General features: G+C 33.2%; 16 protein-coding genes and 2 pseudogenes. 8 read left to right on the top strand and 10 right to left on the bottom strand.

Features of this window, described 5'->3' with window-relative positions; genetic code table 11:
• The first annotated feature begins 94 nt into the window (after window positions 1–94).
• The 5 genes from AACL09_RS01165 to AACL09_RS01145 all read left to right on the top strand — a co-directional run bounded on the left by AACL09_RS01165 (window position 95) and on the right by AACL09_RS01145 (window position 3,459).
• Window positions 95–265: a phage tail protein gene (locus tag AACL09_RS01165; RefSeq protein ID WP_339048235.1), complete on the top strand. Its 171-nt coding sequence runs from the start codon at window positions 95–97 to the stop codon at window positions 263–265.
• A complete protein-coding gene (locus AACL09_RS01160; RefSeq protein WP_339048233.1) occupies window positions 262–453 on the top strand; it encodes a tail protein X in 192 nt (63 codons plus the stop codon). The genes AACL09_RS01165 and AACL09_RS01160 overlap by 4 nt, the downstream gene beginning before the upstream one ends.
• Window position 454: 1 nt before the next feature.
• Window positions 455–664, top strand: a complete 210-nt coding sequence (locus tag AACL09_RS01155) for a hypothetical protein (RefSeq protein ID WP_339048231.1) — start codon at window positions 455–457, stop codon at window positions 662–664.
• 477 nt (window positions 665–1,141) lie between these two features.
• Complete coding sequence (locus tag AACL09_RS01150) at window positions 1,142–2,161, top strand: patatin-like phospholipase family protein (protein WP_339048229.1); 1,020 nt, start codon at window positions 1,142–1,144, stop codon at window positions 2,159–2,161.
• A gap of 422 nt (window positions 2,162–2,583) precedes the next feature.
• Window positions 2,584–3,459 (top strand): Rpn family recombination-promoting nuclease/putative transposase, encoded by an 876-nt coding sequence (locus AACL09_RS01145; protein ID WP_339048227.1) that lies wholly within the window; start codon window positions 2,584–2,586, stop codon window positions 3,457–3,459.
• A gap of 153 nt (window positions 3,460–3,612) precedes the next feature.
• Here the strand turns inward: AACL09_RS01145 and AACL09_RS01140 are convergent.
• The 9 genes and pseudogenes from AACL09_RS01140 to AACL09_RS01100 all read right to left on the bottom strand — a co-directional run.
• Window positions 3,613–4,277 (bottom strand): annotated as a pseudogene (locus tag AACL09_RS01140) (IS481 family transposase); the annotation flags it as partial.
• Between the two features lie 209 nt (window positions 4,278–4,486).
• Window positions 4,487–4,696, bottom strand: coding sequence for a hypothetical protein (locus tag AACL09_RS01135; RefSeq protein ID WP_339047287.1), 210 nt, complete (start codon window positions 4,694–4,696; stop codon window positions 4,487–4,489).
• Window positions 4,697–5,041: 345 nt separating this feature from the next.
• Entirely contained in the window at window positions 5,042–5,191 is a 150-nt protein-coding gene (locus tag AACL09_RS01130; RefSeq protein WP_339047285.1) for a hypothetical protein, read from the bottom strand.
• Between the two features lie 408 nt (window positions 5,192–5,599).
• Window positions 5,600–6,284, bottom strand: a pseudogene (locus AACL09_RS01125) (IS5/IS1182 family transposase).
• Window positions 6,285–6,398: 114 nt separating this feature from the next.
• A complete protein-coding gene (locus AACL09_RS01120) occupies window positions 6,399–8,087 on the bottom strand; it encodes an ankyrin repeat domain-containing protein (RefSeq protein ID WP_339048225.1) in 1,689 nt (562 codons plus the stop codon).
• Window positions 8,088–8,354: 267 nt separating this feature from the next.
• Window positions 8,355–9,449 (bottom strand): redox-regulated ATPase YchF, encoded by a 1,095-nt coding sequence (gene ychF, locus AACL09_RS01115; RefSeq protein ID WP_339048223.1) that lies wholly within the window; start codon window positions 9,447–9,449, stop codon window positions 8,355–8,357.
• Between the two features lie 26 nt (window positions 9,450–9,475).
• Entirely contained in the window at window positions 9,476–11,329 is a 1,854-nt protein-coding gene (gene ftsH / locus AACL09_RS01110) for an ATP-dependent zinc metalloprotease FtsH (RefSeq protein WP_339048221.1), read from the bottom strand.
• The gene (gene tilS, locus AACL09_RS01105; RefSeq protein WP_339048219.1) at window positions 11,326–12,621 is read right to left on the bottom strand and encodes a tRNA lysidine(34) synthetase TilS; all 1,296 of its coding nucleotides are present in this window, start codon (window positions 12,619–12,621) and stop codon (window positions 11,326–11,328) included. Before tilS ends, ftsH begins: the two co-directional genes overlap by 4 nt.
• Window positions 12,622–12,762: 141 nt before the next feature.
• The gene (locus AACL09_RS01100) at window positions 12,763–13,161 is read right to left on the bottom strand and encodes a hypothetical protein (RefSeq protein ID WP_339048217.1); all 399 of its coding nucleotides are present in this window, start codon (window positions 13,159–13,161) and stop codon (window positions 12,763–12,765) included.
• Window positions 13,162–13,313: 152 nt separating this feature from the next.
• Here AACL09_RS01100 and gltX point away from each other — a divergent pair, with 152 nt between their 5' ends.
• The 3 genes from gltX to nuoI are packed head-to-tail and all read left to right on the top strand — an operon-like array spanning window position 13,314 to window position 15,920.
• On the top strand, window positions 13,314–14,627 hold the full coding sequence (gene gltX / locus AACL09_RS01095; RefSeq protein WP_339048952.1) for a glutamate--tRNA ligase: 1,314 nt from the start codon (window positions 13,314–13,316) through the stop codon (window positions 14,625–14,627).
• A 60-nt stretch (window positions 14,628–14,687) separates the two neighbouring features.
• Window positions 14,688–15,389 carry a signal peptidase I gene (lepB, locus tag AACL09_RS01090; protein ID WP_410519820.1) on the top strand — a complete coding sequence of 234 codons (702 nt, stop codon included), beginning with the start codon at window positions 14,688–14,690 and terminating at the stop codon, window positions 15,387–15,389.
• Between the two features lie 48 nt (window positions 15,390–15,437).
• Window positions 15,438–15,920 (top strand): NADH-quinone oxidoreductase subunit NuoI, encoded by a 483-nt coding sequence (gene nuoI, locus AACL09_RS01085; protein ID WP_339048215.1) that lies wholly within the window; start codon window positions 15,438–15,440, stop codon window positions 15,918–15,920.
• A 52-nt stretch (window positions 15,921–15,972) separates the two neighbouring features.
• On the opposite strand, the gene fabF is transcribed toward nuoI, so the two are convergent.
• A complete protein-coding gene (gene fabF / locus AACL09_RS01080) occupies window positions 15,973–17,253 on the bottom strand; it encodes a beta-ketoacyl-ACP synthase II (protein ID WP_339048213.1) in 1,281 nt (426 codons plus the stop codon).
• Between the last annotated feature and the right edge of the window lie 3 nt (window positions 17,254–17,256).

The following is a 17,256-nucleotide window of genomic DNA, read 5'->3' as shown; positions in this document are numbered from 1 at the left end:
GGTTGAGTGTATTGGTCAAATATCATTACAAAATATTGGTTCAGGATATTGATTTAGAAGGTATCCTCAGCTACATTTTAATGATCTAATTAATATGAGAGAATCCTGGGTAAATCAAACACCTCATATTTTAGTTGACACTTTAGGGCTTATTTTAGGCCATTTTGTTATTACCCATATAGAAGAAAGGCAGAGATACCTTCTTCCTTCTGGTAGCCCAAGAAAAATTGAATTTCAATTAAAATTAAAAAGTTATAAAAGATGATTTACTACTCTACAAAAGAAAATGAAGTATTAGATTATATCTGTTTTAAACATTATGGATTTACTTCTGGAGCTGTGGAAAAAGTGTTAGAGCTGGACTTGCAGAATATGGTAGTTTTTTGCCCACAGGACTTAAGATTTAAGCTTGAGAAGATGTCACAAAAGTCCATTGTAAGAATTTTAGACTAAAATGACACCAGACTTTTATATAACAGCAGAAGATATCTCTACTACAGAATCGATAAAGAGCAGCTTAATATCACTACATATTACTGATGAACTTGGCACTACCAGTGATGAAGCTGAGATATGCCTTGATTATAGTAGTTATTTTGAAGCTTCGGATAAATTAAAAATCTCTCTTGGATATAAAGAAACAGGTGTATGGGAGTTTATATAGCTAATGAGGTTACAATACAAAGTCCACCTCAAACTTTAAGAATAAAGTGTCACGCTGCAGATTTAAAGAAATCTCTGAAAATCAAAGGAGTGGCACCAGATCACTTTAGATAGCTTAGTTACAGAAATAGCACAAAAGCATGGTTATGGAGCTAAAATTGCTACAGAGTTCAAAGATATCTTAGTGCAGCATACTTATCAAACCAATAGGAGAAGTTTTTGCTTGATACTGCTATTTCTCCACTTAAGAATACCATCAATAGTATATATAAGAAGTTTTTAAGCATTTAAAGAGTTGTAAAAGCAAAAAAGTATATTAAAAATTAACTATTAAATAATAGTCTTTATAAGATTCATAATAAATCGATAAAAAAAATATTAATTAAAATGAGAGTTAAAGGTTCTTGTAAGAAATAAAGAATGACAAATTCAATACATAAGCTAATAATATAGTCAATTTTAAATTGAGTTATAAACAATGAAACCAAAAAAGTACATTCTCTCAGTTGACGGTGGTGGAATAAGAGGCATAATTCCTGCTATTCTTCTTGAAGAAATAGAAAAGAGAACAAATAAACCCATTGCTAAAATTTTTGATTTAATGGTGGGTACTTCAACTGGTGGCATTATTGTGGCTGGACTATGTAGAAAGGATAATAAAGGCAAACCTTTGTACTCTGCCAATGATATGGTTGGTATTTATGAAAAACACGGATTAGAGATTTTTAAAGGTCGTGGCATTATTAACGATATTATGAGTTTTATACTTAAAGCAAAGTACTCAGAAGAAAATATTGAAAGAGTACTTGGTAATTATTTTGGCGAAAGCACATTGGTTAATGTTTTAACTAACTTATCATTGACTAGCTATGACATACATAACTGTGGCCCCATTCTTTTTAAGAGCTGGAGCGATAATATAGATTTTTTAAAACCAAAAGAAACTAAAATAGTGGATAGCAGTACGAAGTTGATAAAATTAAAAGATGCATTAAGAGCTACAACTGCAGCACCTACTTTCTTTCGTTCTAAAAAACTTACAATTAATAAAGTAGACCGGATATTAGTTGATGGAGGGGTTTTTGCTAATAATCCTGCAACAGTAGCTTATGTTAGCAGTCAGGAACTGTATCCTAATAATAGTTGTGACATAACAATCTTATCTATTGGTACTGGTGTATCAGAAATACCTGTAAAGTTTACTTCTAAGCCACCAAGTAGTCCGCTTTCTTGGGTTAAGAATGCGTTTATTTTAAATGTTATGTTCAATTCTGGAAATAACTTTATCAATTATCAACTAAAAGAGATTCTTGGCCCCAAGTATATAAGAATTGAACCTCAATTGAAATTTGCATCTGCTGATCTAGATAATGCTACTGAGAAAAATATTAAAAATTTAAAACAGGATGCAGCACTTGCAATCGAAAAAAATGGTGATGTAATTGAAGAATTTTGTAAGACGGTCGTGAATGATGAACGTTATAGCGAGAGAGGTTAACAAAGGTAAATATATTACTTAAAATATTATTCAACAAATAAAGACTTTACTGTAAGGAACAGATCACATACCTAAGCAAAACTCATCTCCGCGCAAAAAGCTTTTCAATGTCAGAGAGTTTCAATTCTATATAGGTGGGTCTACCGTGGTTACATTGACCAGAAAATGAGGTCTCTTCCATTTGCCGGAGCATAGCGTTCATTTGTGTGATTCATAGGGATTACTATAACTGACTTGTCAAATCAAATCTCATTTTATACGTAAGCCTAAATTTCTTTACATTTTTATTGTAATAATCTCTATGAATTACATAATTTCTTGAATTATTAATATAACATCACAAAAGACTAAAAGTGCTGTTTTATTTAGCAAAGTTACTTTAAATAGTGTATAATTATTGATGTTTTATTCTCATTCTATATATGGCTCTTTCTAAGTTTTTAGATCCAAAGAATGATGTCGCTTTTCGGAGGATATTTGGTTCTGTAAATAATAAGGATATTCTTATTCATTTTCTTAATGATATATTAGATCTTACTGATGTTGATCAAATCAAAGATGTTTCCTTTTTAAGCCCTATTCAAGATCCTGAAATTATCTCTCAAAAGCAAAGTATTGTTGATATCCTTTGTACCGATTCTAATGGGGTTCAGATGATTCTTGAGATGCAAGTTGCTAAAACCACAGGCTTCGAGAAACGTGCTCAATATTATGCTGCCAAGGCTTATTCAAGTCAAGCTCATAAAGGTGATCAATATCATAATCTTAAAGGGGTCATTTTTATTGCTATTGCTGATTTTATTTTATTTCCTGAGAAACTGGCTTATAAGTCTGATCATGTTACCCTTGATAAAATTACTTATCAGCATGATCTTAAAGACTTTAGTTTCACTTTCATAGAGCTACCTAAGTTTAATAAAACCAAAGAAGATCAGCTTGAGAATATAGTCGAGAAGTGGATCTATTTTTTTAAATATGCTGATGCGACAAGCGAAAAAGATTTAAAGAAAATAATAGGTAATGATGTTATTATTGGCAGAGCTTATGACGTGGTCAATGAATACAATTGGACTCCAGAAGAACGTTTAGCTTACGATCAAGCAACAAAATGTACTGATGATTATCTCTCTAGTCTTGAAGAGAAATTTGATGTAGGCAAAAAAGAAGGCATCCAAATCGGTTCTCTCCAAGGGAAAATTGAAGTTGCAAGAAACCTACTTAAAGCTGGTATATCTGTTGACTTAATAGCTGGATCTACTGGCTTATCACCTGATGAAATTGCAAAGTTGGAGGATTAGCTGTACTAAGCTAGAACGGTTTTTTGCTTTTCAATTGTACCAGACACCACTTAATCTGACAGTGACGAATTAACTGACAGAAGAATTTAAATATACTATCAGAATCCTGATTTAATGTTTTTCTAAAAAGCAATATATCAAGAAAAGTTTGCATTGGCCGTAGCAATATTTGCCTGATTGTCTCATTGTAAGAACGCAACCAACATCAATCTGCAGATCTTCCAAAGAACTATATTTCTAAAGATGATTTGCATAGTTTTGTGAAGCATTGGTCTGTGGAGAGTGGGTTTTGGTTCTAGAATGATCGATATGCCTAAATAAAGCTGATAATTTCACGCAATATTCTGTACCTCTATCAGTCAAAATACGCAATATCAAAGAATGGCTATCATTTAACAAGAGGTAATTGCTGTCTTATCGACTTAGCAAATGCAACTTCGAGAATAAGTATCAATTGCTGGTAGATTCGTCCTATACCTTTGATATTACCTACATAATAGGTATCTTGAGCACCCAGATAACCTGTGTTTCAATTTTATCATCTTTGTTCTTTCACTTTTTCTAAAGCTGTTAGAATTATTCCATCTTTTTGCTTCTAGTGCTTTAAGTCTTTTCTTAAAAGTCTCAACTATCCACCTTCAGATATTATTTTTTTCTCAGCTCATTTTTTATATGCTGGAAACTCTGTTGCGATATTAATCACGGCTCTTTCTATGTCTTCCGAAACTCTGTTTGCAAACTTTCTTACTTATCTCATCTCCATTTTCGTATAACTCCTTGAAGCGATAAAATTTGAATATCCCATACGCTTGTGACACATTTCCTAGTTGTCTTGCTAAAATCCTAGTTTTAGTATTTTTTTTTGCATTGTACTCATTTCTCTTATTTTTTGTTCTAAGTGTCAGTTCAAATCTTATTTAATACAACTAATACGAAGTCTTAGCTTCATCCTCTGTTCTTGCTTATCGCTTCCATCGGCATTACTATCTTTACTTTCAATAAAATTATACCTATATTCCTTTAGTGTTTATTGATAACAAAATTCTTTTCTATCAATTAGCATCCTATGCATAATTACTGACAACTTCCGCGCTACAGCAACAATTGCTTTCTTCATACCTTTCTTTTTTGCTAATCCCCAGCTTTTTAACTTAAATTTTCTCTTACATCTTGTCAGCAAGGATTGCGCAGCCTCATATAGCATACTTCTGCACTCCATTGTTTGATATACTTCCATGTCGATCAATCTCCCCAGAAGCATACTGTCTTGGGCTCAATCCCATATATGCTCCAACTGTATAAGATGTTTCAAACCTATGTGTATTGCAGCTTTGTATGTCATTGCTACTATAATACCAACCCCTGGGCTAATAATTTTTATCTTTTTTGCACTTTTCTGAAAGTAATTTATCAAATTGATTCTTCTATTGTTTCTAAGCTATGTACTAATGCTTCAATTGAGTTTTTGCTAACTTCATCTAGATCATTTCTTCTATTTTTAAAGAAAAGCTTTCAAATTTTAATCCTCGACCAACCGTATATCTTCAATTTATTGTTCCAATAATCTGCTGTTTGCTACATGTTAACTGTCTTCTGCTTCCAAGTTGATTTGGTAAGATTTATCTGATTTTACTAATACTTCTCTGTACAACCCAACCCTCATCATTTGAGCTATACCCCTTGCATCTACACAAATCACTGGTAATCCAAAATCCCTTAACTCTTTACACATTGATATTGACAACTTTCTATCCCTATGGATTCTTATTTTTTGCCTTGACTTAGCAAGTTCTCTGCTATTGCTTTACTTTTTCTTGCAACAACTTCTTCCTTAACAACTTTTCCTTTCTCATCAACGATACTTATAAAAGTTTCTTTGAGTGAGACATCTAACCCAATATAATATTTTATGAGACTACTCCTACTTTAAAAGTTTAAATTATTTTTGCAGAACTAATTCTATCGAATTTCTTACTTCTCTCTAAAATATTCTATCTCCTTTTTTCAATAGCTATTACAGTATGTCTATTGATATGGAAGGTTTATATTTTTAGGATCATGTTCTAATAAAACCTTAAATGCTTCAGGATGCATTTAAAAAACAGCTTGCCAAATTGGATTACTAACTCTAAGAGCCTGTTCATAATCTTTTTAGCAAAAGAGCAACAAAAGAAAATTTGTAAGCTAGTGTTGAGTTTCCTCTCACAATTCTTCCATAATCTTCTCTAACCAAGCAAATCGACAACCCATCTTTTTGGTAATACAACAAAGGAATGTAGCTCATTTCGTTTGATTACTTCAACAGTTGCACCAATAATCGCTTTTATTTGAGTTGCAAATTTTTCCCCTGTATATCAACCAGTATATTTTGAACTTCTGAAAGGTTTTTTTAGCATTCCAAACCATTTTTACAGCAGATCTACGATATTAGTTGTTGTGATATAAATTGCATGCGCTGACTATCCACCGCTATATATTCCTGAAATTTTCTTACATAACCTTTTTCTTCAGCAGTATCGGTGTTTTTCACGCTCTGGGCATCAATTATGCAGAATTGGTATTCCGACCATTGTTGAAACCCAACTAATTTTTTTAAGATACGCTCCAAAACGCTTTCTTTATCTATACCTATTCCATCTCTTAAAATAATCATAGTAATTGCGCCATTTTGTTTAGGCAACATTCGCCACTACTCTTTAAAACGTACAGCACGCCGCAAAATAACTCGTATAAATTCTGCTTTCTTGGCTTTTTCGTGCGCTTTCCAAAGTTGGTTTAATCTTTTCGAATTTCTCACGACTTTGGGTATGAATCTCGCATAACATATTTTTTATATATATTATTATCCATCTTATCATTCTTCCTAGATCGCGTACAGGTTCTTAGAAATTAATGCTTCTTGCATGACATACAGTAAGCTATCTATAGATAATGTTTATTTAGTGTTCAATAAATGAACCATAAATTCCAATTGTAGTTGGTTCATCTAAAACTTGCTTTACATCAGTCATTAACCTACCCATTGACCTATTGATTCTTTTTTCGCTACATTCTTTTTCATTATTAACACTAATATTAATATCCTTATAGACTAAAGCAAGATTTTGTAAATCTTTAGTACTTAAATATTGAGCTATGTTTCCAGCTACATCATGAAAATTATTGTTGTGACATTGCTTTTCTGGAAGTGCATCATCTATATTTTTGGTTAAAAATGGCATTATTTTATAGAAACATTGTTTTATCCATAGAAGTATTTTGCTTATTATACTGAGCTTAGGGCTAAGCTTAATATTTTCATATCTTGTATTTATCAAGCTACTTACAGCTTTAGTTTTACATTTCTTTATTTTGTATGCTTGCTTAATTTTTGGTTCCATATATTTCATGAAATCATACAAGTATTGAGATATAAAAGATAATTGTTCGTTAGAATTACAACGTTCTTCAATTTCCTGTAGATCCTTGATTAATGCTTCTCTATTATTTATCAAAGGTAAAATGGCTTTTATATTTCCACCTTTATGTGCTTCTATCATTCTATCAAAGAGAGGTATCGCCTTTATTCTTTCAAATTCTTCTAAACAGCTGGCAAGTTTAGGATTGCCGTTCATTTTGATTCGATCTTCTGCACTTATATCAGCACCAAAAAGTAGAAGTAGGAAAAGGATTTCCATACAACCGGATTCAGCAGCAGCCTGTACGGGTGTACTACCCTCACCTTCCAGCATGGGATAATAAAAGCCGTGATCACTTTTAACATTAACATTTGCTTCATTTTTAAGAAGAAGATTAACTAATCCTGTATTTCTACGTAGAATAGCCCAGTGTAGAGGTGTATTACCATTCCTATCTTTAACATTAACATCTGCTCCATTTTTAAGAAGAAACTTCACTATATCTATATCTTCATCACAAATAGCACAGTGTAAAGGTGCCTCATTATAGTTATTTATAATATCAACCTTTGCTCCATTTTTAAGAAGAAGCTCAGCTATTTCTACATGTTCATTTTTAGCAGCACGGTATAGAAGTATATTACCATCCTGATCTTCATAATAAACATCTGCCCAATTTTTAAGACCAAGCTCAACTTCATATTGAAAAAGAAGATCAACTATGCCTTTATGTTCTGCTTTATTAGCAAGGTTTAGAGCTGTAAGATCATACTTATTTTTAGCCTTAACATCTGCCCCATTTTTAAGAAGAAGCTTAACTATTTCCACATGTCCATTTTTAGCAGCATAGTGTAGAGATGTTTTACCACTCTGACTTTGAGCATTAACCTTTGCTCCATTTTTAAGAAGAAGCTCAGCTATATTGTGATACCCCTCTTTAGCAACACAGTGTAGAAGTGTATAACCATCCTGATCTTTAACATTAATATCTACCCGATTTTTAAGACGAAGCTCAACTTCATGTTGAAAAAAAAGCTTAACTATGCCTTTATGTTCTGCTTTATTAGCAAGTTCTAAAGCTGTAAGATCATACTTATTTTGAGCATTAACATCTGCCCCATTTTTAAGAAGAAGCTTAACTATTTCCTCATGTCCATTTTTAGCAGCATAGTGTAGAGGTGTTTTACCATTCTTACCTTTAACATTAATATCTACCCCTAACTTGTTCACAAGAGATTGAACTTTTTCTATCTTTCCATCTTTACAAGCTTGTATTAAGTCATTATCAAGTTAAGTAAAATGTCTTCGTCTAAGTAGTACTTCTCCAACATGGAATCTGAAGAACAATTTTATTTTTTTTAATAACCATGTCATAATTTTCCCCCTCTTAGTTATTTTTTATTGTCTAATAAAATTAGAATACATATTGTCATTTTAGTCAATATCTTTTAAGATAAATACACCAGCTATTTACCTTTTATTTACAGTAAAGATTTTTTACGTATTAAACCTAAAATGTATTATATCTCCATCTTGTACAATGTATTCTTTGCCTTCGAATCTCGATTTTCCTGCATCTTTGCATCCAGCTTCGCCACCATACTGCAGATAATCTTCAAAGCTGATTGTTTCTGCTTTTATAAATCCCCTTTCAAAATCACTATGAATGACTCCGGCTGCTTTTTCTGCTGTTATACCGTTTTGTATTGGCCACGCCCGAGCTTCCTTTGGCCCAATGGTAAAAAACGTTATCATATTCAGCAGGTTATACATAATTTTCACTATAGAATCTAGCCCTGATTCCTCTAGGCCAAATTCAGATAAAAAGGTTGCTTTTTCCGCCTCATTTTCAAGAGTTGCAATTTCTGCTTCTAGTTTCGCTGAAATACAGTGACACTGACTACCTGTTTCCTTGGCCATTTTCTCTACAATTTTAGATAAGCTGTTACCATGAATGATATTCTCATCTTCAACATTGCAAACATACATAATCGGCTTGGTTGTCAAAAGTTGAAGCAGCTTTATTTCTTCTTCGTTTGGGTATCCTAAACTTCTTGCCGGTTTACCATTTTTGAGCATTTCAAGCACTTCCAGCATTAAATCTAATGTCTTTTTAGATTCTTTGTTGCCAGATTTTATTCCTTTCTGCAGTTGTGGGAGTCTGCGTTCTATGCTGTCAATATCTGCTAAAATTAACTCCATTTCCACTGTTTCAGCATCAGATATAGGATCTATGTCATTATGAACATGAGGAACGTCACTATCTTCAAAGCAGCGCAGTAGGTGAATAATTGCATCAACCTCTCTAATATGACTTAAAAACTTATTGCCCAGGCCCTCACCTTTGCTTGCACCTTTAACCAGGCCTGCAATATCTACAACTTCAAGTTGATTATATATAACTTTTTGAGATCCGGCAATTTTTGCAAGCTTCACTAAACGCCTATCTTTAATAGCTACACGCCCCACATTTGGTTCTATTGTACAAAATGGATAATTTGCGGCTTCAGCCAGTGCAGTTTGAGTAAGAGCATTAAATAGAGTTGATTTTCCTATATTTGGCAGGCCAACTATGCCGCAATTAACGCTCATAATAACATTATAAAATTAGTAGTATATCAGCCTTTTAAAGGTAGTGAAGACCTTTTTATCTCTTCGCCTGTTTCTTCATCTTTTATGACAATCTCCTTACCATCAAAGATATCCTTAATATCATCACCAGTTAAAGTTTCAAATTTTAATAGATTAGAGGCAATTAGCTCTAACTTATCTTCATGTTCAGTAAGAATACTTTTAGCTTTATCATAGCACATAGAGATAATATTTTTTATCTCTTGATCTATAAGCTCTGCAGTACTATCAGAAATCACCTCAGCGCTGCTTTCTCTGGTGATATTTTCTCTACTGTGATCCAGTGGCCCAACTTTATCACTCATGCCCCACTTTATGACCATAGCACGTGATATAGCAGTTGCTTGCTTGATATCTGATGAAGCACCGCTGGTAACTTTATCGTGACCAAAAATAAGTTCTTCTGCAACTCTTCCACCCATGGCAACAGTGATGTCAGCGATCATCTTTTCTCTCGTATGTGATACTCTATCTGTTTCTGGAAGACGCATAACAAGCCCTAAGCTCCTTCCTCTTGGGATAATAGTTGCTTTATGTATTGGATCAGAGGCTGGACTATAAAAAGCTACAACTGCATGGCCTGCTTCATGGTAAGCAGTCAGCTGTTTTTCTTCATCTGTCATCATTAAAGAACGTCTTTCTGCTCCCATCATCACTTTATCGCGTGCATATTCAAAATCTGCCATCGTCACCACTTTTTGATCTCTCCTGGCAGCTATGAGAGATGCTTCATTTACTAAATTTGCCAGATCAGCTCCACAAAACCCAGGAGTTCCTCTTGCAACCGTTCTAATGTTAACATTTGGTGCCAAAGGTGCATGTTTTGCATGTACATTTAGTATCTTCTCACGTCCGTTAATATCTGGTGCAGATATAGTAACTTGCCTATCAAAACGTCCAGGTCTAAGTAATGCTGGATCTAAAACATCTGGACGATTAGTAGCAGCAATAATTATTACTCCATCATTGGATTCAAAGCCATCCATTTCAACAAGTAGTTGGTTTAAAGTTTGTTCTCTTTCGTCATTGCCGCCACCAAGCCCAATGCCGCGATGCCGACCCACTGCATCTATTTCATCAATGAAAATTATACAAGGAGCACTTTTTTTTCCTTGATCGAACATATCACGAACACGACTAGCCCCAACTCCAACGAACATCTCAACAAAATCAGAACCAGAAATACTAAAAAATGGTACCTTTGCTTCACCTGCAATTGCTCGTGCAAGTAAAGTTTTACCAGTTCCTGGAGGACCAACCAGTAAACACCCTTTTGGTATTTTGCCACCAAGTGATTGAAACTTTTGCCTATGTTTCAAGAAGTCAACAATTTCTACTAATTCCTCTTTTGCCTCATCAATACCGGCAACATCATCAAATGTAATTCTTTTTCTATTATCTGTCATCAGTCGTGCTCTGGACTTGCCAAAGCTCATGGTTCTATTGCCACCAGCTTGCATTTGTTTTAGAAAAACAAACCATACTATGATAAGTAGAAACATAGGAAACCATGATATTAATACACTACCAATCAGACCTAAGAAGGATTCACCAGTTGAGAAGCTAAAATTTACTTGTTTATCATGGAGCATTTTTATCAAGTCATTGTAAATTATGCCACTTGAAATAAAGCTCGAGCCATCCTTTAATTTTCCTTCAATACTATTTTGTTTAATTACGACACTTTCAATTTCATTTCCATCAAGCTTATTGAGAAAGCTAGAAAAAGGTAAATTTATGTTATTTTTACTTAAAACTCTCCCATTTAATTGAAAATATACAACTGCAACAATAGTAATGATAACTAGCCAAATTAGTAAACCTTCAAAAATTTTTCTCACGCAAAAACCTCCTCATCTGTTATGTAATTTATACAATTCATTATGTTTTCTTTAACTGGATGACTACTAATTGAGAAATCTACATTGTCACAATTTATGTGTGGATAGGCAAGTATTTTTTCATCTTTTACAAGAATAGGTAAAGAACATATTATCTTTTGATGATATTTTTTCAAATGTTCTGGTAATTGAGAATATGTTTTCAGAATTGTTATAGTCACAGTCTGGTTGCATGGAATATTTCTTATTGTACATAAAAATCTGTTATCCCACTCATATTCAATAGTTTCATTTTGCTTCAGTTCTATTGTTTTATCTATAATTTTTGCAGCTTCTCTTAAGATCATTATATTACCTTTGCTTTTCATTATTGTGCAGCCATGCAGTGTATGATCTCTCTTATAATCTTTGTGCCATATTTGATTGAATATGATGCTAAAACTGCCATAACGCGGTTTATAATATTTCTCTCCTATTACCATTAAAGAATAAACAAGCACTCTTGTAGCTATCTCTTCTGGTAATTGGTAGAATTCAATCAATTTTATTTCTATGTAGCCTAAAGCAGATATAATCACACATTGGTTAAATGCAATTTTTGTATAATGCATGAGCGCAATAAGTGCTCTTTTCATGTGCATACTAGTTAAGCATATTCGTTTCATTAGTACTTCTGGATTTTCACTAATTTTAAGGAAATTGCGGTATATAGTGCGTTTATACTTGTTATCCCGATTGCTTGGGTCTTCTATCCACTTTACATTATGGCTCAATGCATATTCTGTTAAAACTTTGCGACTAAACGTAAGCAGTGGCCTAAGTATATAAATATCATTAAAAATGCTCTTTTTACTCATTGCAGATAGACCATCTACACCGCTACCACGCTCCAGTCTAATGAAAAAAGTTTCTGCTTGATCATCAAGATTATGAGCAGTCAGAAGGTGTTTCACTTGATTTTGTTTACACCACTGAGTCAATAGCTCATATCTTGCATTTCTTGCGCGTGATTGTACATTACTTTTGATTTTCTCCTTTATTTCCCAGCTTAATATGTAACATGGAATGCCTAATTGTTCTGCATGCTTTGAAACAAACAGAACTTCTTCCTTTGCTTCTGAACGCAGATTATGATTTACGGTAAGCACTATTGGCACTGCTTCTTTCTTTTCTCCTGCCCACTGCGCTACAAGATGAAGTAGGACCATGCTATCTATTCCCCCTGAGACAGCAACGGCAAAATTTTGTTCCAGTTTAAAATCATCTATAACACTAGTAAACTCTTGATTCATGCTTTAGTAATTTTATTTTCCTATTTTATATATTAAGTTTAATATTGATAGCTAAAACAAAAGCAGAGTATAGTAAAGATGCTATCTTTACTATACTGAAATTTACTAAATATTAGTTAAAATTAAGAAAGTTCTTTCTTTTTAAGAACAGCTGTTAAATTGACTATAATCAATATTTGTAAGATCGATGTGTTCATTATCTTTTTCAACACCTATAATGATAAACATATCTGGATTAGATAATGAATTACGAAGCTGTTCGAATTGATCTTTGTCTACATGTGAAAATATCAATCCTATAGTATCTGTAACACCTGGTTCTTCCTTGTAATATTTTAAATTAACATCATCAAACTTAGCTTGTACTTTTATGTTGTTACCATTTATATGATCACTATATTCAGTGATTTCTAATGCTTGATCTTTGTATCCTATAATGACACGTTGATCAGCAATACCTATATTATTACAACCTATTGGTGCAATTGTCACCATGTTGTAGGTATCAACAGCAACATCAATAAATTCTATATTAGACATTTAATCCCCTGTTTTATTAATATCTCTATAATAACAGGAAGAAGTGAAAAAAGATTAAATAACGTTTCTCAAATTTTTTAGATTTCTGCCTTGAAGGAATGTGACAAAAATCTAAACACAAGCTATATTACGTTACTATAACTTATTGAGAAATAGAGATGTTAACTCGTTTTGCACCCAGTCCAACTGGTTATTTGCATGTTGGCAATATACGCACAGCTTTGGTTTGTTACCTTTATGCACGGAGTTGTGATGGCAAGCTGCTATTACGTTTTGATGATACTGATATTGAGCGCTCAAATGTTACGTATATAGATAGCATTATAGAAGATTTAAAATGGCTTGGTATTGAGACAAATTTAAGCTTTAAACAATCTGAGAGGTTTGAACGTTACAATGAAGTATTTTCTTCTCTAATGAAGGAAGGACATATTTATCCCTGTTATGAAAGCAAAGAGGAGCTAGACATCAAACGCAAAATGCAATTAAAACAAGGATTGCCGCCAATTTATGATAGAAACTCTTTAACACTATCTGCTCAGCAGAAAGAGCAATATGAAAGGAAGCCTTATTTTCGCTTTAAGTTAGATGAAGATGCTATTATTTTTTGGGATGATGAAATACGCGGTGAAGTAAAATTTTTAGTAAAAAACATAAGTGATCCAATCATAAAAAGGACTGATGGCAGCTATACATATATGCTTCCTTCTACAATTGACGATATTGATTATAATATCACTCATATTATTCGCGGAGAAGATCATATCACTAACACTGCTGTGCAGATACATATTATGAACGCACTTAAAGCTAAAGTGCCAAAATTTGCTCATCTTTCTCTATTGCATATGGGTGAAGACAAGATATCTAAACGTAAGGGTGGTTTGAATATAAAATATTTAAAGGAAGATGGCCTTGAGCCTATGGCAATTAATAGTTATTTGGCAAAAATTGGTACATCAGATGTAATTAAAGCACAAACTAGTATGAAATCTTTAGTAGAGTCATTTTCTATACAGAAATTTAGTGCTGCATCGGTAAAGTTTGACTTATCTGATATATATAGACTAAATGCAAAAATATTCTCCAATATGTCTTTTGAATCAGTTAAAGAGCGCTTAAATTCAATGCAATCTCCAGATTTTTGGTATTTGATTAGGAACAACATAGAGAGATTTTCTGATACTGAAAAGTGGTGGAAAATATGCACAACAAATATTAAAACTGTTATTATAGATAATGAGCTTATAAACTTAGTGCTTAGCTTGCTACCAGAAGAGAAATGGGATGAAAATACTTGGACCAGATGGGTAGAATCAATCATGCTAAAAACTAAAATAGAACGCAATGATCTGTTTATGCAACTACGTTTAGCTCTCACTGGACTTGATAAAGGTCCAAGTTTAGCTAAGCTTTTACCTTTAATTGGCAAAGAACGTGTTATACTAAGGCTTGGAGATAATTGACTTATTTCTATTTATTTGTTAAGTAACTTATAATTACACAAGGTTAACCAGTTGAAGAATATTTGCGAGTGTCCTAAAAGGAAAACAGTATGCTCTTTTATACTAGTGGTGCTTGTTGCTGTTTTATTTCGTAGCTTATTATTTGAACCATTTCATATACCATCTGGTTCAATGAAGAGTACTTTACTCGTTGGTGATTACATTTTTGTCAATAAATATGCTTATGGTTATAGTAGGTATTCTTTTCCTTTTGCTCCTAAAATATTTAAAGGTCGGATTTTTTATCATAAGCCACAAGCGGGTGATGTCGTTGTTTTTCGCCCAGTAGGCAAAGAAAGCATTAATTACATAAAAAGGATTATAGGTCTTCCAGGAGACAAGATACAATTAATTAATGGTGACTTATACATTAATAATAAGAAAATGAAACATGAAAAAATTACCGATTTTGTTGATATAGATCGAAATGACAATAAAGCTGTAGTTCCTCGTTATGAAGAAATTATCTATAACGGTAGAAAGTATGAAGTACTGAAATTAGATAAGCATTTTAATGACAATGCAAATAATACACAGGTGTATACTGTACCTCAAGATCATTTTTTTGTTTTGGGAGACAACAGAGATAATTCACAGGATAGTAGATATATAGGGTTCATTCCTATGGAAAATTTAGTTGGTCGCGCTGAGATTGTTGCTTTATCTTTTAAAAGTTGGTTACCTCCAAAATTGAGATTAGATAGGATATTGCGTAAGATATAGATTTTTTATTATACATTGTAAGAATACATATTATAATTTGTGGTATATATGAAGTTAAAAAAAGTTCAATACTGGTTTTTTATAGAACTTATCAAAGGTTTATACATTACTTTAAAGTATATGTTTAAGCCTAAAGTAACTATAAGATACCCTATGGAAAAAGGTCCTTTGAGCGCAAGATTTCGTGGTGAGCATGCCTTGCGTCTGTACCCAAACGGTGAGGAACGTTGTATAGCATGCAAATTGTGTGAGGCGATATGCCCAGCACAAGCTATTACTATAGAAGCAGAGGAACGTCAAGATGGAAGTAGGCGTACCACACGCTATGATATTGATATGACAAAATGTATATATTGTGGTCTCTGTCAAGAGGCTTGCCCTGTTGACGCAATTGTTGAAGGTCCAAATTTTGAATTTGCAACTGAGACAAGGGAAGAATTAATGTATGACAAGGAAAAATTGCTAGCTAATGGTAAAATTTGGGAAGAAGCTATAGTGGCTAGGCTAAAAGAGAATCAACCATACTACTGATTCGTTTACAAATTTTTATTCAAAATATATTAATAAATTATTATAGAAACAATCAGTGTGCCTTACCAAAAATTAAAGATGCGTTAGTACCACCAAAGCCAAAAGAATTTGATAGAACAAAATCAATTTTATGTTCTTGTGCTTTAAAAGGTACAAAATTTAAGTCACAACCTTCAGATGGATTAAATAAATTTAAAGTTGGTGGCACTATATTATTTTCTAATGCTAAAATAGAAAATATTGCCTCAACACTACCTGCTGCTCCAAGCAAATGTCCTATAGATGATTTTGTTGAGGAAATTGGTATTTTATAAGCATAATCGCCAAACAAATTTTTAATGGCATTAACTTCTGCTAAATCTCCAAGTGGTGTTGAAGTACCATGAGCATTTATATATCCTATCTTATTCGATTCAATATTTGCACTTTTTAAAGCAAGGTGCATAGCTCTTTTTCCACCAGCACCATCTTCTCTTGGAGCAGTGATGTGGTGCGCATCTCCTGAGAGACCATAACCTAAAAATTCCGCATATATTTTAGCATCACGCTTCTTTGCATGTCCATATTCTTCAAGTATTACTATACCTGCTCCTTCACCCATAACAAAGCCATCACGTTCTTGATCCCAAGGTCTTGAAGCTTTATTAGGTTCGTCATTAAATTTAGTTGACAGCGCTTTAGCTGCTGCAAATCCTGCAATTCCTAACCTGCATAAAGTAGCTTCTGCACTGCCAGCAACTACAACATCTACTTCCCCTAACTTTATCATCCGTGCAGCATTTACAATTGCATGAGCCCCTGTTGCACATGCTGTAACTGCCGAATCATTTGGACCTTCAATCCCATATTTAATTGAGATATGACCAGAAATTAAATTGATCAAACTTGCAGGAACAAAAAAAGGACTAACTCTTCTTGGACCTTTTTCACTTAAGCATATAACTGTTTCCTCTATACGTGGCAAGCCACCAATCCCAGAACCTACAACAACTCCAATACGTCCAGGATTAACACTTTCTACAAGTTGAGAATTACAAACAAGACCAGCATCTTCAACTGCTTGTTGTGCTGCAACAAGACCATAATGAATAAAAGTATCCATTTTTCTGATATCTTTTTCATTTATATAATCTGTAAGCTCAAGACCATATTCATAATTTTCAGATTTTAAAGGAACCTGCCCACCAATTTTACAACTAAGATCCTCTGCGCAGAACCTATCGATAAGTTTGATTCCAGATTCTCCGTCAATTAATCTCTTCCATGTATTTTTAACATTTGCTGCTAAAGGAGTTACCAGACCAATACCAGTAATCACTACTCGCTTGTTCATAAA

Origin of the sequence: Candidatus Mesenet endosymbiont of Phosphuga atrata, assembly GCF_964020175.1 — a bacterium.
In the GTDB taxonomy this organism is placed as follows: Bacteria; Pseudomonadota; Alphaproteobacteria; order Rickettsiales; family Anaplasmataceae; genus Mesenet.
This window is presented reverse-complemented; position numbering and strand designations above follow the sequence as displayed.